Raw genomic sequence first — 22,371 nt, 5'->3', positions numbered from 1 at the left:
GCGGCCGTCCGCATACGTTGAGAGGGTGCGTGACGTGATTGCCGAGCTGATGTCGATCTGGCGTGCCGGCGATATTGCGGGGCTGGGCACGGTGGTGCGTACCTTCCGGTCCGCGCCGCGCCCGCCGGGGGCGGCGATGGTGGTCGCGCCGGACGGCTCGGTCACCGGGTCGGTGTCGGGCGGCTGCGTGGAGGGCGCGGTGTACGACCTCGCCGCCGAGGCTGCGAAGACCGGGGCGCCGCGGCTGGAGCGCTACGGAGTCAGCGACGACGACGCGTTCACGATCGGCCTGACGTGCGGCGGCGTCATCGACGTGTTCGTCGAACCGGTCTCGCGCGCGTCGTTTCCCGAGCTCGGCGCAGTGGCCGACGACATCGCCGAGCGTCGCGCGGTGGCGACCGCCACCGTCGTCGCCCACCCCGACCCGGACTGGGTGGGCCGGCGGATCGTCATCCGGCCCGACGGCGTGGCGGGTTCGCTGGGCTCGGCGCGCGCCGACGCCGCGGTCGCCGACGACGCGCGCGGGCTGCTCGCGCTGGGCCGCAGCGACGTCCTCGTGTACGGGCCCGACGGGCAGCGGCTCGGCGACGGCATGGAGGTCTTCGTGTCCAGCTTCGCGCCGCCGCCGCAGATGCTGATCTTCGGCGCGATCGACTTCGCCGCCGCGCTGGCGCGGCAGGGCTCGTTCCTCGGCTACCGCGTCACCGTGTGCGATGCCCGCCCGGTGTTCGCCACCCGGGCCCGCTTCCCGACGGCCGACGAGGTCGTCGTCGACTGGCCCCACCGCTACCTCACGGCCCAGGCGGAGGCGGGCGCCGTCGATCGGCACACGGTGATCTGCGTGCTGACCCACGACCCGAAGTTCGATGTGCCGGTGCTCGAGGTGGCGCTGCGCCTGCCCGAGGTCGGCTACGTCGGAGCGATGGGGTCGCGCCGCACGCATGACGACCGGATGACCCGGCTCCAGGCCGCCGGGCTGACCGGCGCCGAACTGAGCCGGCTGTCCAGCCCGATCGGGCTGGACCTCGGTGCGCGCACCCCCGAGGAGACCGCGGTCTCGATCGCCGCCGACATCATCGCCAAGCGCTGGGGCGGCGGGGGCCGCCCGCTGGCCGAGATCGGCGGGCGGATCCACCATGACGCGGGGGACCCCACTCTACTTCCGTAGTGCCGCCCGTAGGCTGTGCACGACGCCGTCGTCGCCGCACACGAGAGGACCCCGGGATGAAGATCGCCAACCAGTTCACCGTCAGTGCCCCCATCGAAGAGGCCTGGGACGTGCTGAGCGACCTGGAGCAGGTGATCCCGCTGATGCCCGGGGCCGCGCTGACCGGCCACGAGGGCGACGACTACCTCGGCAAGGTCAAGGTGAAGGTAGGCCCCGTCACCAGCGAGTTCAGCGGCAAGGTGCGCTTCGTCGAGCACGATCGCGGCCAATACCGCGCGGTGATCGACGCCAAGGGCAAGGAGACCCGCGGGACCGGCAACGCGGCGGCGACGGTCACCGCCCAGCTCCACGAGGACGGCGATCGCACCGGCGTCACCGTCGACACCGACCTGAAGATCGCCGGCAAGCTGGCCCAGTTCGGCAGCGGCATGCTGCAGCAGGTGTCGGAAAAGCTGCTGGGCCAGTTCGTGGAGTCGCTCGAAGCCAAGCTCGTCGCGGAATCGGTGGCCGCGCCGGCCACACCCGAGGGCCCCCCGCAGGTCGGGCGCGCCCCGGAGCCACGCCACGCCGCCGAGCCCGAGCCCATCGACCTGCTCGACCTCGCCGGCGGCGACCAGCTCAAGAGGTACGCCCCGGTGCTGCTGGCCGTGCTGGCCGCGCTGGTGTTGGGTTGGGTGCTCGGCCGGAGGCGCTAGAACTGCCGATCGCCGCTCGCGTCGTGTCTTTGAGGGCGACCCCCGAGCGGCCGAGTTCGCGGGCGCCTGCGACCAGCGCGGCGGTGACCGCCGCGGCCGCCGGGTAGTCCAGGCCGTCGGGCGGATGGATGTTGGACACGCAGTTGCGGTCGGCGTCGGTGCGCCCCGGCGCCGGCCGGTGCGTCAGATAGATGCCCAGGCTGTCGGCGACCGACAGCCCCGGCCGTTCTCCGATGAGGACGAGAACCGTTGTGACACCCAGGGCTGCACCGATGTGGTCACCGAGCGCGACGCGGGCCTGGGTGGCGACCACCGGCGGGGCGATCGTGTACCGGCCGTCGAACGCGCGCACCAGCGCCTCGACCATGCCCGCGGCGTGGTCGGTCAGCGCCCGGGGCGAGAGGCCGTCGGCGAGCACAAATCCGACGTCCGCCTTGGTGTTCGGCAGATCCGACAGGTCCGCCGGGCTGCGGCCGAGGTCGGGCCGGCGCAGGTATTCGCCGCGGGAGGTGGCCCGGCTGTGCACCTGTAGCGGCTCGCCGATGCCGACGCCGCGGAGCCGCTGGACGAGGCCGTCGACGTCGAGCGGGTCGTGCACGGCGTCGCGTGCCGCGGCGTGCGCTGCCCGAAACTCCAGGACGCGCCGGGTCGGCAGCGAATCTCCCGCCCGCCCGAGGCCGATCCGCGCCTGCGTGGTCGCCCGCAGCGGGGCCCAGACGTCCGGGGGTTCCGGGTCGGTCATCAGCCGGCTGCCAGCGCGCGCAGCGGCGACGTCGCGGGGTCGACGGGCAGGATCCGGCCGTCGGCGTCGGCCATGCCGAGGCCGGCCAGCCACGCCTCGAATTCGGGAGCGGGCCGCAGCCCCAACGCTTTTCGCACGTACAGCGCGTCGTGAAAGGACAGGCTCTGGTAACCCAGCATGATGTCGTCGGCGCCGGGAACGGTGATGACGAACGCGGTGCCCGCCACGCCGAGCAGGGTGAGCAGCGTGTCCATGTCGTCCTGATCGGCCTCGGCGTGGTTGGTGTAGCAGACGTCGACGCCCATCGGCAGGCCGAGCAGTTTCCCGCAGAAGTTGTCTTCCAGGCCGGCGCGGATGATCTGCTTGCCGTCGTAGAGGTACTCCGGCCCGATGAAGCCGACCACGGTGTCGATCAGCAGCGGCTGCAGCGCCCGGGCCACCGCGTAGGCCCGCGCCTCGAGCGTCTGCTGATCGACCGGTTTGTTCCCCACGCCGAGGTGGGCCCCCGCCGACAGCGCCGCGCCCTGCCCGGTCTCCAGGTACATGACGTTGTCGCCGACGGTCCCGCGGTTCAGCGACCGGGCGGCCTCGTTGGCCTCCAGCAGCATCGGAATCGAGGTGCCGAACGAGGCGTTGGCGCCCTCGGTGCCGGCGATCGACTGGAACACCAGGTCGACGGGCGCGCCCCGCTCGATCAGCTCCATCGTGGTCGTGACGTGGCACAGCACGCACGACTGGACCGGGATCGCGAACCGCTGCCGGATGTCGTCGAGCAGGTGCAGCAGGTCGGACGCCGCGTGCGGCGAGTCGGTCGCCGGGTTGACGCCGATCACCGCGTCGCCGCAGCCCATCAGCAGCCCGTCGAGCAGCGCCGCGGCGATCCCGCGCGGGTCGTCGGTGGGATGGTTCGGTTGCAGCCGGGTGGCCAGCGTGCCCGGCAGCCCGATGGTGGTGCGGAATGCCGCGGTCGCCGTCGCCGCGGCGGCCACCAGGATCAAATCCTGATTGCGCATGATCTTCGACACCGCGGCAACCATTTCCGGCGTCAGCCCCGGGGAGACGGCGGTGATGCGCGCCGCGCCGTCGCCGCGGGACGCGGCGTCCAGCAGCCAGTCGCGGAAGCCGCCCACGGTCAAGCCGGCGATCGGGCCGAATGCGTCGCGGTCGTGGCCGTCGATGATGAGGCGGGTGACCTCGTCGGTCTCGTACGGCACCAGCACGTCGGTGAGGAACGTCGCCAGCGGAATGTCGGCCAGCACCCACGCGGCCGCGGCCCGTTCGGCGTCGGAGCCGGCGGCGCACCCCGCCAGCTGGTCGCCGGAGCGCAGCGGCGTCGCCTTGGCCATCACGTCGACCAGCCCGTCGAAGGTGTGCGTGGTCCCCGAAATGGTTTGCCGGTAGCGCATATATCAGTATGAGGCAGGATCGGGGAGTATGGATCAGCTGTGGGTCAACCGCGCGGCCAGCTCCGAGGCCGCCGTCACGCAACGGCACCTCAAGCGCCTCTGGGGCCTGCCCGCAACGCAGCTGGGCGTGGTGGCCTGGCCGTCGACGCGCCGTGACCGGATGTTCGGCACCTGGCACTACTGGTGGCAGGCGCACCTGCTGGATTGTCTGGTCGACGCGCAGCTGCGCGACCCGCGGCCGGAGCGGCACACCAGGATCAACCGGCAGGTCCGTTCCCACCGGCTGCGCAACAACTTTCGCTGGACCAACAGCTACTACGACGACATGGCCTGGCTGGCGCTGGCTTTGGAACGCGCCGCCCGGATAGCCGGGGTCGAGCGCCACCGCGCGCTGCCCAAGCTCGCCGACCAGTTCCTGAACGCGTGGGTGCCCGAGGACGGCGGCGGCATCCCGTGGCGCAAGCAGGACCAGTTCTTCAACGCCCCCGCCAACGGCCCGGCGGGAATCTTCCTGGCCCGCTACGGCGAGAAGATGCGGCGCGCCCAGCAGATGGCCGACTGGATCAACGAGACCCTGATCGACCCGGAGACGCACCTGGTGTTCGACGGCATCAAGGCCGGCTCCCTGGTCCGCGCCCAGTACACCTATTGCCAGGGCGTGGTGCTCGGCCTGGAAACGGAACTCGCGGCGCGCACCCATGACGACCGGCACGCCCCGCGGGTGCATCGGCTGGTCGCGGCCGTCGCCGACCACATGGCCCCGACGGGCGTGCTGACCGGGGCCGGCGGCGGGGACGGGGGACTGTTCTCCGGCATCACCGCCCGATACCTGGCGCTGGTCGCCACCACGCTGCCGGGGGACTCGGCGGACGACGCCGCGGCCCGCGACACCGCCCGGCGGATCGTGCTGGCCAGCGCGAAGTCGGCCTGGGACTACCGGCAAACGGTCGACGGGCTGCCGCTGTTCGGCCCGTTCTGGGACCGCGACGCCCAGCTGCCCGGCGCGGAGGGCGGGGAGGCGCAGTTCGTCGAGGGTGCGGTGAACAGTTCCGAGGTCGCCGAGCGGGATCTGTCGGTGCAGCTGTCGGGCTGGATGCTGATGGAGGCCGCCTGTAACGTCACCGCCGTGACGGCAGGGAGCGCGACATGACCGAGCCCGGCAGCTGGATTCCCGACGAGGCGACGCTGGCCCAAGCAAACCTCACCCACTTCATGGCGTGGCTCGCGGAGACGGGCCGCGGCCGCTTCGGCGACTACCCCGCGCTGCTGCGCAAGTCCGTGGACGACATCGAGTGGTTCTGGGATGCCGTGTGGCACTACTTCGGCATCCAGGCGAGCAGCCCGCCGCGCGCGGTGCTGGGCAACCGTTCCATGCCGGGCGCCGAGTGGTTCCCCGGCGCCACGCTCAACTACGCCACCGAGATCTTCCGGCACGCCACCGACGAGCGCCCGGCGATGATCGTCGTGGGCGAGGACGGCGCGTGCGAGTGGTCGTGGGCGCGGCTGCGCCGCGAGACCGGCGCGTTCGCGGCGTACCTGCGTGGCCTCGGCGTGCGGCCCGGGGACGCCGTCGTCGGCTACCTGCCCAACGTCGGCGAGGCGGCCGTCGCCGCCCTGGCCGCCGCCAGCGTCGGCGCCATCTGGGCGGTGTGCAACCAGGACGTGGCCGTCGACGGCGTGATCGCCCGGCTGGGCCAGGTGGAGCCGGTCGTGCTGGTGGCCACCGACGGGTCGGTGTACGACGGCAAGCGCATCGACCGGCGCGCGGAGCTGGACACGATCCGGCGGGCGATGCCCAGCCTGCGCGCCACCGTGGTGGTGCCGCGGCTCGGGCTGGCGAGCGACGGCGACACCGTCGCGTGGGCGATGGCGGTGGCATCCGACGCCGAGCTGGAGATCGCGGCCGTGCCGTTCGCGCATCCGCTGTGGGTGATGTTCTCGTCCGGCACCACCGGTAAGCCCAAGGGCATCGTGCACGGTCACGGCGGCACGGTGATCGAGCACCTGAAATACCTGAGCCTGCAACTGGACCTGCACGCCGGCGAGCGCTTCCTGTGGTACTCGTCGACCAGCTGGATGATGTGGAACCTGCTGCTGTCGGGGCTGCTGGTCGACACCACGATCGTGCTCTACGACGGCAGCCCAACGCATTTGGGCACCGACGGGCTGTGGCGGGTCGCCGCCGAGAGCGGTGTCAACGTGCTCGGCGCCGGCGCGGGCTACCTGCTGGCCTGCGCCAAGAAGGGGCTCAAGCCGGGGGCGACGTACCCGCTGGACGGGCTGCGCGCCGTGGGCTCCACCGGCTCGCCCCTGCCCGCGTCCGGATTCCGTTGGGTGCACGAGGGACTCGGCCGGTCGGTGCCGGTGATCTCGATGAGCGGCGGCACCGACGTCTGCACCGCCTTCATCGGCGGCTGCGCGATCCTGCCCGTGGTCGCCGGCGAGCTGTCGTGCATCTGCCTGGGCGCGGCCATCGAAGCCTGGTCCGGCGCAAACCATCCGGTGATCGGCGAGGAGGGCGAGCTGGTGATCACCGAGCCGATGCCCTCGATGCCGGTCTTCTTCTGGAACGACGACGATGGCAGCCGCTACCGCGCAGCCTATTTCGAGAAGTATCCGGGCGTGTGGTGTCACGGCGACTGGATCACCATCACCGACCGGGGATCCGTTGTGGTGCACGGCCGTTCGGACGCAACCCTGAACCGGATGGGCGTGCGGATGGGCAGCGCCGAGATCTACACCGCGGTGGAGGGCATGCCCGAGGTGGGCGACTGCCTGGTGGTCGGCGTCGAGCAGGACGACGGCGGCTACTGGATGCCGCTGTTCGTGGCCCTGGCCGACGGCGCCGAACTCGACGAGGGGTTGCGGTCCAGGATCGTCGCGGCCATCCGTCAGCACGCCTCCCCGCGCCACGTGCCCGACGACATCCTGGCGGTTCCCGGGATCCCGCGCACGCTGACCGGCAAGCGGCTGGAGATCCCGATCAAGCGGATCTTGCTGGGCGCCGCGCCGGGCGAGGCGGTGCAGCAGAGCTCGATCGACCGGCCGGAACTGCTAGACGCTTTCGTTGCGTACCGCAGAAGTCGGGTGTCCTGACTCCGGCTCCGGGGCGGCCGGCCCCCGTCGGCGCGCCCGGTAGCTCCGCACGGCCGCGATGAACGCCGGCATCAGCGACACGACGAGGATCACCAGCAGGATCTTCTGCAGGTTGTGGTGCACGAACGGCACGTTGCCCAGGAAGTAGCCCGCCAGCGTCACGCCGCCGCCCCACAGGATGCCGCCGACGATGTCGAAGCCCAGAAACACGGGGTAGCGCATGTAGGACACCCCCGCGACCGGCGGGACGAACGTCCGCACGAACGGCGCGAACCGGGCCAGGATGATCGCCCAGGGCCCGTATTTCTCGAAGAACGCGTGCGACTCGGTCACGTAGTGCTTCTTGAAAAACCGGGAGTCTTCCTTCTTGAACAGGGCCGGGCCGATCCGCCGCCCGATGAAGTAACCGGTCTGATCGCCCAGTATCGCCACCAGCGCGACGGCGGGGGCCAGCACCCAGATGCTCGCCGGCGGATTCGGGTGCGCGGCGAGCAGGCCGCCGGTGAACAACAGCGATTCGCCGGGCAGCAGCGGGAACAGCAGGCCGGTCTCGATGAAGACGATGACCAGGATCCCCGGCAGCACCGCGGAGCCGAAGACGCCGTCGGCGCCCAACCAGTACATCGGGTCGAAGATGTGGGGCAGGGCCGTCACGGTGGTGCTCACGATGCTTCAACATACCGGTGTTGCGATACTGGATGGGCCTAGTCGCCAGGAGGAGCCCATGCCCATCGCCACGCCCGAGGTATACGCCGAGATGCTGGGCCGCGCCAAGGAAAACTCGTACGCCTTCCCGGCCATCAACTGCACCTCCTCGGAGACGGTCAACGCGGCGATCAAGGGCTTCGCCGACGCCGGCAGCGACGGCATCATCCAGTTCTCCACCGGCGGTGCGGAGTTCGCCTCCGGCCTGGGGGTGAAGGACATGGTGACCGGCGCGGTGGCGCTGGCCGAGTTCACCCGCGTGATCGCGGCCAGATACCCGATCAATGTCGCGTTGCACACCGACCACTGCCCCAAGCACAAGCTGGACAGCTACGTGCGGCCGCTGCTGCGGATCTCCGCTGAGCGGGTGGCCGCGGGGCAGGACCCGTTGTTCGGGTCGCACATGTGGGACGGCTCGGCCGTGCCGATCGACGAGAACCTGACCATCGCGCAGGAACTGCTCAAGGAGGCCGCGGCCGCCAAGATCATTCTCGAGATCGAGATCGGCGTCGTCGGCGGCGAGGAGGACGGCGTCGCCCACGAGATCAACGACAAGCTGTACACCACGCCGGAGGACTTCGAGAAGACCATCGAGGCGCTCGGGCACGGCGAGCACGGCAAGTACCTGCTGGCCGCGACGTTCGGCAATGTGCACGGCGTCTACAAGCCGGGCAACGTCAAGCTGCGGCCCGACATCCTGGCCCAGGGCCAGCAGGTCGCCGCGGCCAAGCTGGGCCTGCCCGACGGCGCCAAGCCGTTCGACTTCGTCTTCCACGGCGGGTCGGGCTCGCTGAAGTCGGAGATCGAGGAGGCGTTGCGCTACGGCGTGGTGAAGATGAACGTCGACACCGACACCCAGTACGCGTTCACCCGCCCGATCGCCGGCCACATGTTCAGCAACTACGACGGCGTGCTCAAGGTCGACGGCGAGGTGGGCAACAAAAAGGTCTACGACCCGCGCAGTTACCTCAAGAAGGGCGAGGCGTCGATGAGCGAGCGCGTGGTGGAGGCCTGCGAGGACCTGCACTGCGCCGGGAAGTCCGTCGGCTAGCCGCTCGAACGTGCGGCTGGCCGCACACTCGACGCCGAAGGCTCAACCTAGCCGCTCGGGGACTGGCAGATCTTCCACTGGTCATCGCGATACTGCAGGTCCAGGCTGCGGGTGGAACGGACCTGCGGGTCGTAGGCCATGAACGTGGTGACGTTGGCCTCGGCGTGCTGGCCGTTGACCACCACCTGGTCGATGCTCGCGATCACCGGATACTGCCTGGCCGCCGAGACCCGGCGGTACGTCTCATCCCACGAGTGCTCGTCGTAGTCCACGTACCCGTCGCGGGTGGTGCCGCAGGTGATGGTGCGCAGCGTGGTCAGGTCGCCCTTTTGGATCGCGGTGTCGAAGCTCTGGATGGTTGTGCGGACCATGTCCTCCTGCGACACCTTCGTGTGCTTGCCGCGGGTGAGCAGCACCGTGCCCAGGATCGCGATCGCGGCCAGCGCCAGCACGATCACCACCAGCGCCAGCACCCAGCCCCAGTTGATCTGCCGGGAGGTGCGCAGCTTTCCGCCGAGTCGAGGCGGAATCGACTGTGGCACAGCGGATTTGGGGGGCACCCCAAGCTGCGCGGTCTGGCCCTCCGGAGGTGTCGAGAAGGCCTCGGTGGCGGGCTCCGGGGTGGTGGCGATCACCGTGGTCTCTTTGGCGTCGAAACCGGGCGCGGTGAAGCGGCGTTCGCGCTGCTGGGCGTCCGCGTCGTCCCCGGGAACCCCCGGGCCCCCGCCCGAATCGGGCCGGATCACGACGGTCTCCGTCTCGGAGTCGCTCGGGATGAGCGGGACGCCCTCGGTCGCGTCTTCGCCTGACTGCGCGGCCCATTCGTGCCCAGGCGCGTTCGGCGTGCCGCCGCGGTCGGGCTCGGGTGGCTGGGGCATGAGTACGGCTGTCCTCCGCTATCGGGTGGGGTAGTTGGAGAGCTTAGCGACCCGTCCCCCTCGATGGGGTGATGGTCGAGGTCCGCCGCCCCGGCGAAATCCGGCAGCTGCAGAATGGGAGTCATGACGCCGCCACGAGACCTGCTCGGACCCGACCCGACCCTGTTGCCGGGCGATCCCGACGCCGAGGCGGAACTGCTCGCCGGCGAGAAGCCCGCGATCGTCGCCGCCGCGCATCCGTCGGCGTCGGTGGCCTGGGCGGCGCTGGCCGAACAGGCGCTGGCCGACGAGCAGGCCGTCACGGCGTACGCGTACGCCCGCACCGGCTATCACCGCGGCCTGGACCAGCTGCGCCGGAACGGCTGGAAGGGCTTCGGCCCGGTGCCGTATTCGCATGAGCCCAACCGCGGGTTCCTGCGCTGTGTGGCGGCGCTGGCCCGGGCCGCCGACACGATCGGCGAATCCGAGGAACACCTGCGCTGCCTGGACCTGCTCGACGATTGCGACCCGGAGGCGCGGCCGGCGCTGGGCCTCTAGAAGCTCTCCGAACACTCCGCTTCGCCGGGCCCGTCGATCTGCACGGTGGCGTGCTCCAGCCCGCGCGCCGAGAGCACGGTCCGGGCGTCCTGCAGCACCCGGGCGGAGTCGCCGGTGCTGCGCAGGTGTGCGGTGCACATGTCCTTGCCCGGCGACAGCGTCCACACGTGTAGGTCGTGCACCTCGGTCACGCCGTCGACGGCGCCCAGCGCCGAGCGCAGCTCCTCCACGTCGATGTGGGTCGGCGACGATTCGGACAGGATCCGCAACGCTTCGCGGGCCAGCGAGATCGCCCGCGGCAGCACCCACAACGCGACCAGTACCGCCACCACCACGTCGGCGTAGGGCCAGCGGGTCGTGACGGTGACGATGCCGGCGATCAGCACCCCGAGGCTGCCCACACTGTCGGCGACCACCTCCATGTAGGCGCCCTTGACCGCCAGGCTCTGCCCGGAGTGCGACCGCAGCAGCAGCGCGACCACGAGGTTGGCCAGTAGGCCGGCGAGCGCGACCACGATCATCGGCACGCCGGGGACCGACGGCGTTTCCCTCAGCCGCTGGATCGCTTCCCAGAGAATGAACAGGGCCACCCCCATCAGCAGGCCCGCGTTGGCGACCGCCGTGAACACCTCGGCGCGGTGCCAGCCGTAGGTCCGCGACGGCGACGAGCTGCCGCGGCGGGCCAGCGTCACGGCGGCCAGGCCCATGAAGACGGCGACGACGTCGGTCAGCATGTGGCCCGCGTCGGCCAGCAGCGCGATCGAGTTGATGAGCAACGAGGTGGTCAGCTCGATCACGAAGAACGCCGCCAGGATGGCGGCGGCGACGATCATGCGAGGGATCAGCCGGGACCCGTCGGTCTCGGCGGGACTGTGACTGTGGCCTGCGCCCATGGCGAGCAATATATGCACATTCGCGCATATATGGCAAGGGTCAGAACCAGCGGCTCCAGAAGCGGGTCAGCACGTTGCCCGCCGACACCAGCCACGTCGGCACCCCCGAGAAGTCGAACAGCCACAGCACGGCCCCGAAGAACCAGTTACCGCCCGCCAGGAGCAAAAACAGCAGAATGAAGAAGCCCCATTGCTTGGCCGGCGCCACCGCGCGCTGGGTCTCGGGGCTTAGGTGCGGCTCCAGCGCGTCGTAGCCGTCCAGGCCCGGGATGGGCAGCACGTTCAGCACCACCGCGGTCAGCTGCAGGAATCCCAGGAAGGCCACGCCCGCCCAGAGCACCTGGTGGAACGGGTCGTAGAACACCCGCGTGAGGGTGAGCAGCAGCACCGCCAGCGCCAGGTTGGCCGCGGGGCCCGCGAGGCTGACCAGGGTGCGCTGGTTCGGCGTCATGAACCAGGTCCGCAGGTACACGGCGGCGCCCGGCAGGCCGATTCCGCCCAGCGCGATCACCACCATCGGCAGCAGCAGCGACAGCGCGGGATGGCTGTAACGCCGGGGATCCAGCGTCAGGTACCCGCGCACGGCGGCGTCGTGGTCGCCGAATCGCCAGGCGGTCACCGCGTGCCCGAATTCGTGCAGGCACAGCGACACCAACCAGCCGGCGATGACGAAGGTGAACACCCCGACGTACGCCAGTGGCCGCACGGTGCTGCCGGCCAGCCAGGCCAGCGCGCCGCCGGCCGCCGTCACGGCCACCAGGGCCAGGAAGATGGGGCTGGGTCGCAACGATTCGCGCCGGGCGGGCAGGTTCACCGGTCGAAACTATCGGACCGCCCGTCGACGGGGTTTGGCGCGCTACCGTGCGCCCCGCCGCGCGATGACCTGGCTCGCGCGGTTCGCGGCGATCAACGCGCCACACGCGGCGGCGATCCGAACCAGATTGAGCCGGTACCAGGTTCGGAGTCGGGCGGCCCGTACGTCTGGCGGCGGCGCCGTGTCGGCAAACATCACCGGGAGGTTCACCGTCCGGATCAGATAGCCGGTGAGGGCCAATCCGGTGACCGAGCATCCCGCCGTAACGGCCAACCAGCCCCTGGCGTCGTCGATTTCCCAGCCCTTGCTCACGGCTGCGGCCGTGGCCGCCACGGTGATCGGTGCGGCGGCAGCGTAATAGCGCACCGGGCTGCCCGGTGCCAACACCGATGACGGCCTCGGCTGGGCGGCAAGCCGCTCCGGGATATGGACGACCGCTTCGTAGATGTTGCCGAACAACCACTGCGCCTGTCCCAGCTGGGTCAGGTCCAGCAGCCGGACGACAACATTCGGCCGGCACGCAAGCCTATTCGCTGCCAATGGCGTCCCCCTCATGCGTGGAGTTCTCGAGAATATCGACGTTCCGCAGCCGCGAAATGTGACACGATGCGCTCCATTCGTCACGTCGACCGGCGCGCGGGTCAGGTGAATTCGCGGCGCAGGGGGTACCGACTAGGCATGACGGATAAATGGTTCTTCGACGTCGATGCGCCGGGACAACTTGACCCCGGCGGATCTGTGCGACCAGATCGAGCAGAAGATCCATCTCAACGCGGACAACCAAAGACCCCCTGAGGAGTTCGGCGACTGGCAGATGTGCGTGGCGGGCCCGGGACGCCACCATCCACAAGCTGAGCGCCGCCGTCGTCAACTTTTGCCTAATCGTCAAGCACCTGGCGTCGAAGCAGCAGGGCGACGGCGCCTAGCCCGCGACCTGCCGGACCGCCGGCCAGCCCTCGACGTTGCGGTAGAACAAGGAGTAAAACCCAAGGGCTTCAACCTGATCACCAGTGGCGATGGCAGAGGTGCCTCGCCAATCCCCGAGTCGAAACGCCGCCTCTGTAGCGTGGTGCGGCGCGCCCTAGCAGCCGCTCAAGCTGTTCGGCTGGTGGTCACGCGGCGCATTGTTGACAGCGATACAGAGGTCTGATCCTGCCCTTCCCGGTGGGGGCGCTGTGGGGAGCAGGGTTGCGGTTATGGTTGGGCTTGGGGGGTCCAGCGGTGCGGGGTCTGCGTTGGCCATGGCAGGGGTCAGCCCTATGACAGCCATCGCCAACCCACCGGCGAGAACGGTTATGGCGGCCGATTTTTTCAGCGTGGGCCCAGTGGTGCGGTCGAGGTGATGCGGCGTGATCATGATGATGTCTCCTCGTTTCGTCGCAGCCCCGGTGGGCCGGGCTGATAGGTAGGTAGGACCAGCCCGCCAATCGGAGAATCTGACAACTCTTTCTTTCGGGGACCGTTCAGGGCGGAAGCCGGAGATTCCAGGCAAATGGGTGGTGCGCCCAAACCTAGATTGAGGCTATTCGAGCGGGCTGGGGACGTCTCGCTTTTGCAGAACGAACTGTCAGCAAAGTCGCCAGCGCCGTAATGCGGACCGCGCTCGCGAATCCTGCGGACTCAGCCCAACTATCGGACCGCCAGCCAGCCCTCGACGTTGCGGTAGAACGTCGAGCGGCGCGCCGGCCGCGGCGCGGGTACGCCGTCGCGCACCACGTCGACGCCGGTGCTGCCCAGCTGGACCGCGCGCCCGGCGACCCAGCGGCGCCGGCCAACGCGGGCGCGCAGGCCGGGCACGGCCAGCGTCGGCTCGACGTGCACGCCGGGGACGTCCCCGTCGAACAACACGGTGTCGTCGACGACGGCCTCGCCACGCAGCGATCGCCCCTCGGACGGCAGCCAGCTCGCCCGCCCGACGACCACCGATCCGGTCTCGTCGCGGACCAGGGTCACCCGCCGCGCGGTGCCACGCCGGGCTCGCCGCGCCGCGCGCCGCCCGGCGGGCAGGCGGTAGGCCCGGCTCGCGCGGGTACGGCGGCGCGGCACGTAGGCCACCTCGACGTCGAGCCGCCCGGCGCGCAGCAGCCCGGTCAACACGGCGGCCAGGTCGGCGTCGGCGCCGACCACCACCAGCCGCCGGTACGGCCCGATCGCGGAATCGGGATCGGCGGCGTGGACCGGCAGGCCGACCAGCGGTCGCGGCACCCGGCGATCACCGAACAGCAGCACCGCTACGGCGCCGTCTTCTGTGTTCACCAATAGCCTTGTCTTTCAATGCCTCTCGCGCACTCAGCGGCCAGACCATTTGGGGGCCGGAAAATCTCGTCATCACGACGCGGTCACAACATGATCTCGGACTGCGAAAGTTGTTGCGCCACCGCCCGATGGCAACCGGATACTTTACTCCTGCCACGGGGTCAACGAATGGGTGGCCAAGAGAACGGAGAACTGCCATTCGCCGACTCACCGCCTTCCTCTCAACCGCGCGAACCGCGCCGCCCGTGTCTGGTACCGGCCCGACGCGCGTCCGTTGCTGACGAGGCGACTCCGCCGTGCCGGCGCCGTGGCGGTTTCGGCTGTCCTGTTGTGCGTCGAGCCTGCGACGGCCTCGGCCGACGAATCGATCGTGATCGACCTGGTGCGGCATGGCCAGTCGGAGGGCAACGCGGCGCGGGTGATCGACACGGCGGTGCCCGGAACGGTGCTCACCGCGCTCGGGCAGCAACAGGCGCAGAACATCGCCACCACGCTGGCCGCGCAGGGTCCGCTCGCCGGGATCTTCGCGTCGCAGCTGACCAGGACCCAGCAGACGGCCGCCCCGTTGGCGGCCGCGTTGGGGATGAATGTTCAGGCGCTGCCCGGCCTCAACGAGATCGACGCCGGCGCGTTCAACGGGCAACCGCAGTTCAGCCTCGCCGGGCTGGCGTACCTGCTGGGGCCGGTGGCGTGGTTGCTTGGGCTGCGCATCGTGCCGATGCTGGCTCCGGGCTCCACCGACGCCAACGGATTCGAGTTCCACAAACGCTTCAACGGCGCGCTGCAGACGATGTACGGCAACGCGGCGACCGACGCGGGTCGCTTCAACGACTCCCTGCAAACGATCTACGGCAACGCCATGGCCAACCCGGTCCGGGCCGCGGGCGGCAAGATCACCGAGGTGGCGTTCTCCAGCGAGTTCGCTATCGGCGTCGGGACGATGATGAGCGTCAGAAACCCCGATCCACTGCTCCTGCTGTTCGACCCGCTGCCCAACGCCGGTGTCGTCGTGGTCCAGGGCAACCCGCACGATGGCTGGACGCTGGTCAGCTGGAACGGCAAACCGGTGTGGCCGGGCTGGGCGGCCAAGAGGACCGAGCGCGACCCCAAGCAGCCCCTGTGCCTGATGCTGGAGGCACCGACCGCCGGCGGCGTATGCGCTGCTAAACCGCCCACGACGCCGTAAGCCCCGGCCGTGGAGGACACGAGCCGCGACCAAACGGCCCTTGACGCGGGTACGTCGCTGCCCGACGTTTAGGATCGCCACGTGAGAGCGTCAAGCAAAGATGCCTCCAGCTACGCGCACGGTCCCGGAGCGCTCAACCGAGACCCTGGTGCGGGCAGGCAGCTCGAGCCACCGGGCGATGCCGCAAGCCGTTGCAGCGCTGCGAGATACGGTGCGTTGCCAGTAGAACCACAGTAAGCAGGCGGGAGCAAGTCATGCCGGCAATCGTCCTCATCGGCGCCCAATGGGGCGACGAGGGCAAAGGTAAGGCCACTGACCTGCTCGGTGGGCGCGTGCAGTGGGTGGTGCGCTATCAGGGGGGCAACAACGCCGGCCACACCGTCGTCCTGCCCAGCGGCGAGAACTTCGCGCTGCACCTGATCCCCTCGGGCGTGCTGACCCCCGGCGTCACCAACGTGATCGGCAACGGTGTGGTGGTCGACCCCGGCGTACTGCTCGACGAGCTCAAGGGCCTCGAGGACCGCGGGGTGGACACCACCAAGCTGCTGATCTCCGCCGACGCGCACCTGCTGTTGCCCTACCACGTCGCGATCGACAAGGTCACCGAGCGCTACATGGGCAACAAGAAGATCGGCACCACGGGCCGCGGCATCGGGCCGTGCTACCAGGACAAGATCGCGCGCCAGGGCATCCGCGTCGCGGACGTGCTCGACCCCGACCAGTTGACGCACAAGATCGAGGCCGCGCTGGAACTGAAGAACCAGATCCTGGTCAAGATCTACAACCGCAAGGCGCTGGACCCGCACCAGGTCGTCGACGCCCTGCTGCATCAGGCCGAGGGCTTCCGGCACCGCATCCGCGACACCCGCCGGCTGCTCAACACCGCGCTCGAGACCGGCGAGACGGTGCTGCTGGAGGGCTCCCAGGGCACCCTGCTCGACGTCGACCACGGCACGTATCCCTATGTGACGTCGTCGAATCCGACCGCAGGCGGCGCGGCCGTCGGGTCCGGCATCGGTCCCACCCGCATCACCACCGTGCTCGGGATCCTCAAGGCCTACACCACCCGGGTGGGTTCCGGGCCGTTCCCCACCGAGCTGTTCGACGCCAACGGCGAATACCTGTCGAAGACGGGCGGCGAGTTCGGCGTCACCACCGGGCGGCGCCGCCGCTGCGGCTGGTTCGACGCCGTGATCGCGCGCTACGCCACCCGGGTCAACGGCATCACCGACTTCTTCCTGACCAAGCTCGACGTGCTCTCCAGCCTGGAGACGGTCCCCATCTGCGTCGGTTACCGCATCGACGGCGATCGCACCAACGACATGCCGATGACGCAGAGCGACCTGGCGCGCGCCGAGCCGATCTACGAGGAACTGCCCGGCTGGTGGGAGGACATCTCCGGCGCGCGCGAATTCGACGACCTGCCCGCCAAGGCGCGTGACTACGTGCTGCGGCTGGAAGAGCTTGCCGGGGCGCATGTTTCGTGCATCGGCGTCGGGCCGGGGCGGGAACAGACGATCGTGCGCCGCGACGTGCTGGCGGCGCGCCCGTGACGGAACCGGACCCGAAAGAACTCGACCCCGACTACGAACACCACGGCGGCTTTCCCGAATACGGCCCGGCCAGCCCGGGCCCGGGCTTCGGCCGGTTCGTCGCGGCCATGCGCGCGCTGCAGGACCTGGCGGTGTCCGCCGACCCGGGTGACGACGTGTGGGACGACGCGGCCGACCGCGCCGCGGCGCTGGTGCAGCTGCTCGGCCCGTTCCAGGCCGACGAGGGCAAGGCACCGGCCGGGCGCACGCCCGACCTGCCCGGCATGGGCAGCCTGCTGTTGCCGCCCTGGACGTTGACCAGGTACGCGCCGGACGGCGTCGAGATGACCGGCTACTTCAGCCGGTTCCATGTCGGCGGAAACCACGCCGTGCACGGCGGTGTGTTGCCGCTGCTGTTCGACCACATGTTCGGCATGGTGTCGCACGCCGCGGGACGGCCGATCAGCCGCACCGCGTTCCTGCACGTCGACTACCGCAAGGTCACCCCGATCGATGCGCCCCTGGCTGTGCGCGGCCGCGTCACGAGCACCGAGGGCCGCAAGGCGTTCGTCGCCGCCGAACTCGTCGACGGTGACGACGCGGTGCTGGCCGAGGCCAACGGGCTGATGGTGCGGCTGCTTCCCGGTCAACCTTGAGTTGCCCGCCGCGCACCTATCCTTGAGCGGTGACCGACGGACCCGACGACAAGACGACCGCGCTCACCGTCCCGCCGCAACCGCCGGCGGGGAAGGCCGACACCCGGCCGCGGGTGGCGTTGGTGGGCGCCGGTGAGCTCGCCCGCGAACTGGCGATCGCCCTGGGCCGCCTCGGCGCGCGGGTGATCGCCCTCGACGAGCGCGCCGACGCCCCCGCGCACGCGGTGGCCGATCAGTCGCTGGTGGTGGCGATGACCGATGCAGACGAGCTGACCAAGGCGATTCGCGGGCTGCAGCCGGACTTCGTGGTCACGACCACCGACGCCGTCGCGGCCCAAGCTCTGGAGGGGCTCGAGGGCCCGCAGCTGGTGCCCAGCGCGCATGCCGTGCGGCTCGCCGCCGACCGCGAGGGCCTGCGTCGGCTGGCCGCCGACGAGCTGGGGCTGCCCACCGCGCCGTTCTGGTTCGTCGGCTCGGCCGGCGAACTCGAGGCGGTGGGCGCGCACGCCGGTTACCCGCTGCTGGTGCAGCCGGTGCTCGCGGGCGCCGGGCGGGGCCAGTCGGTCGCGTCGGGTCCCGACGACATCGGGCCGGCCTGGCAGCGCGCGACGAGAGGCCACGGCGAGCAGCACCGGGTGCTGGCCGAGACCGTCGTGGAGGTCGAGTTCTACGTCACCCTGCTGGCGGTGCGCAGCGACGGTCCGCAGGGGCCCCGGATCGACTTCTGCTCACCGGTCGGCCACCCCGAGCCCACTCCCGACGTGCTCGAGTCCTGGCAACCGCAGAGCATGACCGCGGCCGCGATGGACGCCGCCAAATCGATCGCCGCGCGGATCGTCAAGGCGCTCGGCGGGCGCGGCGTCTTCGCCGTCGAGCTGATGATCAACGGCGACGAGGTGTACTTCGTCGACGTCACGCCCCGCCCCACCGACAGCGCCTGGGCGACGGTGCCCAGCCAGCGGCTGTCGGCGTTCGAACTGCAGGCCCGCACCGTCCTCGGGCTGCCGGTTGACACCATCATGATTTCGCCGGGCGCGGCCCACCGGGTGGAGCGCGCCGACGCGCCGCCCGTCGCGATCGCCGGGGCGCTGGGCGTGCCGGAAAGCGACCTTCGCCTGGCCGGGCGGGCATTCCAGGCGCTGGCGACGGCGCCGGACGTGACGGCCGCGCGCGACCGCGCGCGCGACGTCGCGGACCGGCTGGCGGTGCGGCACCAGGGCCCGCACAGCTCGGTCACGCGAGAGGCGCGGTTGTAACCTCGCTACCATCCGAGGTCATGAGCACAGAGCGCACAGGCTCCTACGCCGGAGACATCACGCCAGAGCAGGCATGGAAGCTGCTGAGCGACAACCCCGACGCGGTGCTGGTCGACGTGCGCACCGACGCCGAATGGCGGCTCGTCGGCGTGCCCGACCTGTCCAGCCTGGGCCGCGAGGTGGTGTTCATCGAGTGGAACACGTCCGACGGCACCTTCAACGCCAACTTCGCCGACGAACTGCGCGACCGGGTGCCCGAGACCGAATCCGAACGGCCGGTGGTCTTCCTGTGTCGCTCGGGCAACCGCTCGATCGGTGCCGCCGAGGTCGCCACCCGGGCCGGCATCACCCCGGCCTACAACGTGCTTGACGGGTTCGAAGGCCACCCGAACGCCCAGGGGATTCGCGGTGAATCAGGTTGGCGCGCAATCGGATTGCCCTGGAAGCAGCTATGAGTTCACCGTCGGGGGATTCCGTCCGCGAGCCCAAGGCGCTGCCCGACGGCGTCAGCCAGGCCACCATCGGCGTACGCGGGGGACTGCTGCGCTCGGGGTTCGACGAGACCGCAGAGGCGATGTTCCTGACGTCCGGGTATGTCTACGATTCGGCGGCCGTCGCGGAGAAGTCCTTCACCGGCGAGCTGGACCACTTCGTCTACTCGCGGTACGGCAACCCGACCGTGACGATGTTCGAGGAGCGGTTGCGCCTGATCGAGGGCGCGCCGGCCGCGTTCGCCACCGCGAGCGGCATGGCGGCGGTGTTCACGTCGCTGGGCGCGCTGCTGGCCGCCGGGGACCGGCTGGTCGCGTCGCGCAGCCTGTTCGGCTCGTGCTTCGTGGTGTGCAACGAGATCCTGCCGCGCTGGGGCGTCGAGACCGTGTTCGTCGACGGCGACGACCTGGCGCAGTGGGAGGAGGCGCTGTCGAAGCCGACGCAGGCAGTGTTCTTCGAGACGCCGTCGAACCCGATGCAGTCGCTGGTGGACATCGCCGCGGTGGTCGAGCTCGCGCACGCCGCGGGCGCAAAAGTGGTGTTGGACAACGTCTTCGCAACTCCGCTGCTGCAGCAGGGCATTCCGCTGGGCGTCGACGTGGTGGTGTACTCGGGCACCAAGCACATCGACGGTCAGGGCCGGGTGCTGGGCGGCGCGATCCTGGGCGACAAGGAGTACATCGACGGCCCGGTGCAGAAGCTGATGCGGCACACCGGGCCGGCGCTCAGCGCCTTCAACGCCTGGGTGCTGGTGAAAGGCCTTGAGACACTGGCGGTCCGGGTGGAACACAGCAATTCCTCGGCGCACCGGATCGCGGAATTTTTGGAGACCCATCCTGCGGTGAGTTGGGTCCGCTACCCGTTCCTGCCGTCGCACCCGCAGTACGACCTGGCCAAGCGCCAGATGTCGGGTGGGGGGACGGTGATCACCTTCGCGCTCGACTGCCCCGACGACAAAGCCAAGCCGCGGGCGTTCGAGGTGCTGGACAAGCTGCGGCTGATCGACATCTCCAACAACCTGGGCGACGCGAAATCCCTTGTCACACATCCGGCCACGACCACCCACCGGGCGATGGGCCCGGAGGGGCGCGCAGCGATCGGCCTGGGCGACGGCGTGGTGCGAATCTCCGTCGGGCTCGAGGGCGCCGACGACCTGATCGCCGACATCGACCAGGCTTTGAGCTAGTCGAAGGGCTAACCGGCCTGCTTCTCGGCGGCTTCGATGCGTTCGGCCGCCGCCAGTGAGCCCTCCTGCGCCTGGCGCTCCACCCAGTCCACCACCGGCCGGGCGTACATCATCTGGCTGGTGATGGCCATCTGGCCGCGGGTGCGGCCCAGGAAGGAAATGCCCCAGGAGAACATGGCGGCGATGCGGTTGCGGAACCCGACCAGGTACAACAGGTGCAACAGCAGCCACGCCAACCAGGCGATGAAGCCGCCGAACTCCAGCTTTCCGACCTTGGCGACGGCGCTGTACCGCGAAATGAGGGCCATGCTGCCCTTGTCGAAGTAGTTGAACGGCTTCCGGTTGGCCGGGTCGTCCTGGCCCTTCACCGCCTGCTTGATCAACTTGGTGACGTAGTGCGCCCCCTGGATCGCGCCCTGGGCCATCCCGGGGACGCCGGGCACCGACATCAGGTCGCCGATGACGAACACGTAGGGATGCCCCTTGACGGTGAGGTCGGGCTCGACGATCACCCGCCCGGCGCGGTCGGTCTCGGTCCCGTCGGACTGCTCGGCGACCATCTTGCCCAGCTCGCTGGCCTGCACGCCGGCGGCCCACACCTTGCACGCGCATTCGATGCGCCGCTCGCCGCCGTCCTTCTCCTTGACGGTGATGCCCATGTAGTCCACCGAGGTCACCATGGCGTTCAGCTGCACCTCGACGTCCATCTTCTGCAGCCGCCGTTTCGCCTTCAAGCCCAGGTTCTCGCCCATCGGCGGCAACACCGCGGGCGCGGCGTCGAGCAGGATGACCCGGCACTCGCTGGGCGTGATCGTCCGGAACGCCCCGGCCAGGGTGCGCTCGGCGAGCTGGACGATCTCGCCGGCCAGCTCGACCCCGGTCGGGCCCGCGCCCACCACCACGAACGTCAGGCGGCGCTGCCGCTCGGCCGGGTCGGTGGCGACTTCGGCCGCCTCGAACGCGCCGAGGATGCGGGCCCGCAGCTCGAGGGCGTCGTCGACGCTCTTCATGCCGGGCGCGAAGGCGGCGTACTCGTCGTGGCCGAAATAGGACTGCTGCGCGCCGGCGGCGACGATGAGGCTGTCGAAGGGCGTCACGGTCTCCATGCCCATCAGGTGCGACGTCACGGTCTTGGCCGTCAGGTCGATGGCGTTGACGTCGCCCCACAGCACCCGGACGTTCTTCTGCCTGCGCAGGATCAGCCGGGTGGTCGGGGCGACGTCGCCCTCGGACAGGATGCCGGTGGCCACCTGGTACAGCAACGGCTGGAAGAGGTGGGTCGTGGTCTTGGAGATCAGGGTGACGTCGACGTCGGCCCGCTTGAGTGCCTTGGCCGCGTTCAGGCCACCGAATCCGCTTCCGATGATGACGACGCGATGACGCGACATGCTCACCCCCTTACCGTACGACGCCGCCGGAAAGCGGCTAGAACGGCCACCCGTTGGAGTTGTCCTTGAATTTGCCGTTGACCGCGGTGCAGAAGTCGTCCGCGGTGCCGGCCAGCAACACGTAGTAGGTCTCGCCGCGGCGGCTCTCGTAGGTGTTGGGGGTGCTCCAGCCGCTGTTGCACAGCGAGGTCTGGGTGCCGGCCGTGGCGCGCCGCCAGTTGGTCTTGGCGCAGCCGGCCAGGGCGTCGACGTTGGGCGTCGCGCTCTTGGCGGCGACCACCATCGCGCCTCCCCATTGGCCGTCGCTGCGCCGGAAGGCGCGCGCCCCGAATCCGGCGTTGTTCGTCTGGCACGCCAGCGCGCGCCGCATCAGCGAGAAGGGCGCCGCCAGTTGGGAATTGGGGCTCGCAGCGGCGGCCGTGATGAATTGTGCG

22 protein-coding genes and 1 pseudogene are annotated in these 22,371 nt (G+C 70.1%); 13 read left to right on the top strand and 10 right to left on the bottom strand.

From position 1 onward, the window contains the following. The first annotated feature begins 25 nt into the window (after positions 1–25). Together A5704_RS09240 and A5704_RS09235 are read left to right on the top strand one after the other, a co-directional pair. Positions 26–1,168, top strand: a complete 1,143-nt coding sequence (locus tag A5704_RS09240; protein ID WP_197505049.1) for an XdhC family protein — start codon at positions 26–28, stop codon at positions 1,166–1,168. 56 nt (positions 1,169–1,224) lie between these two features. Beyond that, a complete protein-coding gene (locus A5704_RS09235) occupies positions 1,225–1,863 on the top strand; it encodes an SRPBCC family protein (RefSeq protein WP_067760060.1) in 639 nt (212 codons plus the stop codon). Here A5704_RS09235 and eutC read toward each other — a convergent pair. Then, positions 1,787–2,605, bottom strand: coding sequence for an ethanolamine ammonia-lyase subunit EutC (eutC, locus tag A5704_RS09230; RefSeq protein WP_067888637.1), 819 nt, complete (start codon positions 2,603–2,605; stop codon positions 1,787–1,789). The genes A5704_RS09235 and eutC overlap by 77 nt on opposite strands. Then, positions 2,605–4,011: an ethanolamine ammonia-lyase subunit EutB gene (locus A5704_RS09225; protein ID WP_067888635.1), complete on the bottom strand. Its 1,407-nt coding sequence runs from the start codon at positions 4,009–4,011 to the stop codon at positions 2,605–2,607. The genes eutC and A5704_RS09225 overlap by 1 nt, the downstream gene beginning before the upstream one ends. A gap of 28 nt (positions 4,012–4,039) precedes the next feature. On the opposite strand from A5704_RS09225, the gene A5704_RS09220 reads away from it, so the two are divergent. Together A5704_RS09220 and A5704_RS09215 are read left to right on the top strand one after the other, a co-directional pair. Further along, positions 4,040–5,161 carry a glycoside hydrolase family 76 protein gene (locus A5704_RS09220; RefSeq protein ID WP_067888633.1) on the top strand — a complete coding sequence of 374 codons (1,122 nt, stop codon included), beginning with the start codon at positions 4,040–4,042 and terminating at the stop codon, positions 5,159–5,161. Further along, the gene (locus tag A5704_RS09215; protein WP_067780085.1) at positions 5,158–7,107 is read left to right on the top strand and encodes an acetoacetate--CoA ligase; all 1,950 of its coding nucleotides are present in this window, start codon (positions 5,158–5,160) and stop codon (positions 7,105–7,107) included. The genes A5704_RS09220 and A5704_RS09215 overlap by 4 nt, the downstream gene beginning before the upstream one ends. Here A5704_RS09215 and A5704_RS09210 read toward each other — a convergent pair. Then, entirely contained in the window at positions 7,066–7,773 is a 708-nt protein-coding gene (locus A5704_RS09210; protein ID WP_067780088.1) for a DedA family protein, read from the bottom strand. The two genes, A5704_RS09215 and A5704_RS09210, sit on opposite strands and share 42 nt — an antisense overlap. Positions 7,774–7,831: 58 nt before the next feature. Here A5704_RS09210 and fbaA point away from each other — a divergent pair, with 58 nt between their 5' ends. Continuing rightward, positions 7,832–8,863 (top strand): class II fructose-bisphosphate aldolase, encoded by a 1,032-nt coding sequence (fbaA, locus tag A5704_RS09205; RefSeq protein WP_067888631.1) that lies wholly within the window; start codon positions 7,832–7,834, stop codon positions 8,861–8,863. A gap of 47 nt (positions 8,864–8,910) precedes the next feature. Here the strand turns inward: fbaA and A5704_RS09200 are convergent, their stop codons facing one another. After that, on the bottom strand, positions 8,911–9,741 hold the full coding sequence (locus A5704_RS09200; protein ID WP_067759386.1) for a hypothetical protein: 831 nt from the start codon (positions 9,739–9,741) through the stop codon (positions 8,911–8,913). A gap of 123 nt (positions 9,742–9,864) precedes the next feature. On the opposite strand from A5704_RS09200, the gene A5704_RS09195 reads away from it, so the two are divergent. After that, positions 9,865–10,278, top strand: coding sequence for a DUF3151 domain-containing protein (locus A5704_RS09195; protein ID WP_067759425.1), 414 nt, complete (start codon positions 9,865–9,867; stop codon positions 10,276–10,278). On the opposite strand, the gene A5704_RS09190 is transcribed toward A5704_RS09195, so the two are convergent. Genes A5704_RS09190 through A5704_RS09180 form a run of 3 tightly spaced genes read right to left on the bottom strand, consistent with a single transcriptional unit; the run spans position 10,275 to position 12,444 of the window. After that, a complete protein-coding gene (locus A5704_RS09190; RefSeq protein ID WP_067759389.1) occupies positions 10,275–11,171 on the bottom strand; it encodes a cation diffusion facilitator family transporter in 897 nt (298 codons plus the stop codon). The two genes, A5704_RS09195 and A5704_RS09190, sit on opposite strands and share 4 nt — an antisense overlap. Before the next feature lie 40 nt (positions 11,172–11,211). Beyond that, positions 11,212–11,985 (bottom strand): site-2 protease family protein, encoded by a 774-nt coding sequence (locus A5704_RS09185; RefSeq protein ID WP_067780092.1) that lies wholly within the window; start codon positions 11,983–11,985, stop codon positions 11,212–11,214. Between the two features lie 42 nt (positions 11,986–12,027). Next, positions 12,028–12,444: a DUF1772 domain-containing protein gene (locus tag A5704_RS09180; protein ID WP_197498952.1), complete on the bottom strand. Its 417-nt coding sequence runs from the start codon at positions 12,442–12,444 to the stop codon at positions 12,028–12,030. Between the two features lie 247 nt (positions 12,445–12,691). Here A5704_RS09180 and A5704_RS29130 point away from each other — a divergent pair, with 247 nt between their 5' ends. Further along, a complete protein-coding gene (locus A5704_RS29130) occupies positions 12,692–13,135 on the top strand; it encodes a hypothetical protein (protein WP_231968956.1) in 444 nt (147 codons plus the stop codon). A 479-nt stretch (positions 13,136–13,614) separates the two neighbouring features. Here A5704_RS29130 and A5704_RS09175 read toward each other — a convergent pair whose 3' ends face one another. Then, positions 13,615–14,241 (bottom strand): peptidase M50, encoded by a 627-nt coding sequence (locus A5704_RS09175; protein WP_067888674.1) that lies wholly within the window; start codon positions 14,239–14,241, stop codon positions 13,615–13,617. 307 nt (positions 14,242–14,548) lie between these two features. Here A5704_RS09175 and A5704_RS09170 point away from each other — a divergent pair, with 307 nt between their 5' ends. The 6 genes from A5704_RS09170 (at position 14,549) to A5704_RS09145 (ending at position 20,549) form a co-directional block, all read left to right on the top strand. Further along, on the top strand, positions 14,549–15,427 hold the full coding sequence (locus A5704_RS09170) for a histidine phosphatase family protein (protein WP_067785857.1): 879 nt from the start codon (positions 14,549–14,551) through the stop codon (positions 15,425–15,427). A 254-nt stretch (positions 15,428–15,681) separates the two neighbouring features. Then, positions 15,682–16,980: an adenylosuccinate synthase gene (locus tag A5704_RS09165; protein ID WP_067785860.1), complete on the top strand. Its 1,299-nt coding sequence runs from the start codon at positions 15,682–15,684 to the stop codon at positions 16,978–16,980. Continuing rightward, positions 16,977–17,615 carry a PaaI family thioesterase gene (locus tag A5704_RS09160; protein WP_067759412.1) on the top strand — a complete coding sequence of 213 codons (639 nt, stop codon included), beginning with the start codon at positions 16,977–16,979 and terminating at the stop codon, positions 17,613–17,615. The genes A5704_RS09165 and A5704_RS09160 overlap by 4 nt, the downstream gene beginning before the upstream one ends. Before the next feature lie 29 nt (positions 17,616–17,644). Continuing rightward, entirely contained in the window at positions 17,645–18,871 is a 1,227-nt protein-coding gene (gene purT / locus A5704_RS09155) for a formate-dependent phosphoribosylglycinamide formyltransferase (protein ID WP_067759416.1), read from the top strand. Between the two features lie 20 nt (positions 18,872–18,891). Continuing rightward, on the top strand, positions 18,892–19,326 hold the full coding sequence (locus A5704_RS09150) for a rhodanese-like domain-containing protein (protein WP_067759418.1): 435 nt from the start codon (positions 18,892–18,894) through the stop codon (positions 19,324–19,326). Further along, complete coding sequence (locus tag A5704_RS09145) at positions 19,323–20,549, top strand: O-succinylhomoserine sulfhydrylase (RefSeq protein WP_067759420.1); 1,227 nt, start codon at positions 19,323–19,325, stop codon at positions 20,547–20,549. The genes A5704_RS09150 and A5704_RS09145 overlap by 4 nt, the downstream gene beginning before the upstream one ends. 8 nt (positions 20,550–20,557) lie before the next feature. Here the strand turns inward: A5704_RS09145 and A5704_RS09140 are convergent, their stop codons facing one another. Continuing rightward, positions 20,558–21,937 carry an NAD(P)/FAD-dependent oxidoreductase gene (locus A5704_RS09140; protein WP_067759422.1) on the bottom strand — a complete coding sequence of 460 codons (1,380 nt, stop codon included), beginning with the start codon at positions 21,935–21,937 and terminating at the stop codon, positions 20,558–20,560. A 37-nt stretch (positions 21,938–21,974) separates the two neighbouring features. After that, positions 21,975–22,371, bottom strand: a pseudogene (locus A5704_RS28795) (hypothetical protein); the annotation flags it as partial.

It is taken from the genome of Mycobacterium sp. E735 (genome assembly GCF_001666955.1).
In the GTDB taxonomy this organism is placed as follows: Bacteria; Actinomycetota; Actinomycetes; order Mycobacteriales; family Mycobacteriaceae; genus Mycobacterium.
This window is presented reverse-complemented; position numbering and strand designations above follow the sequence as displayed.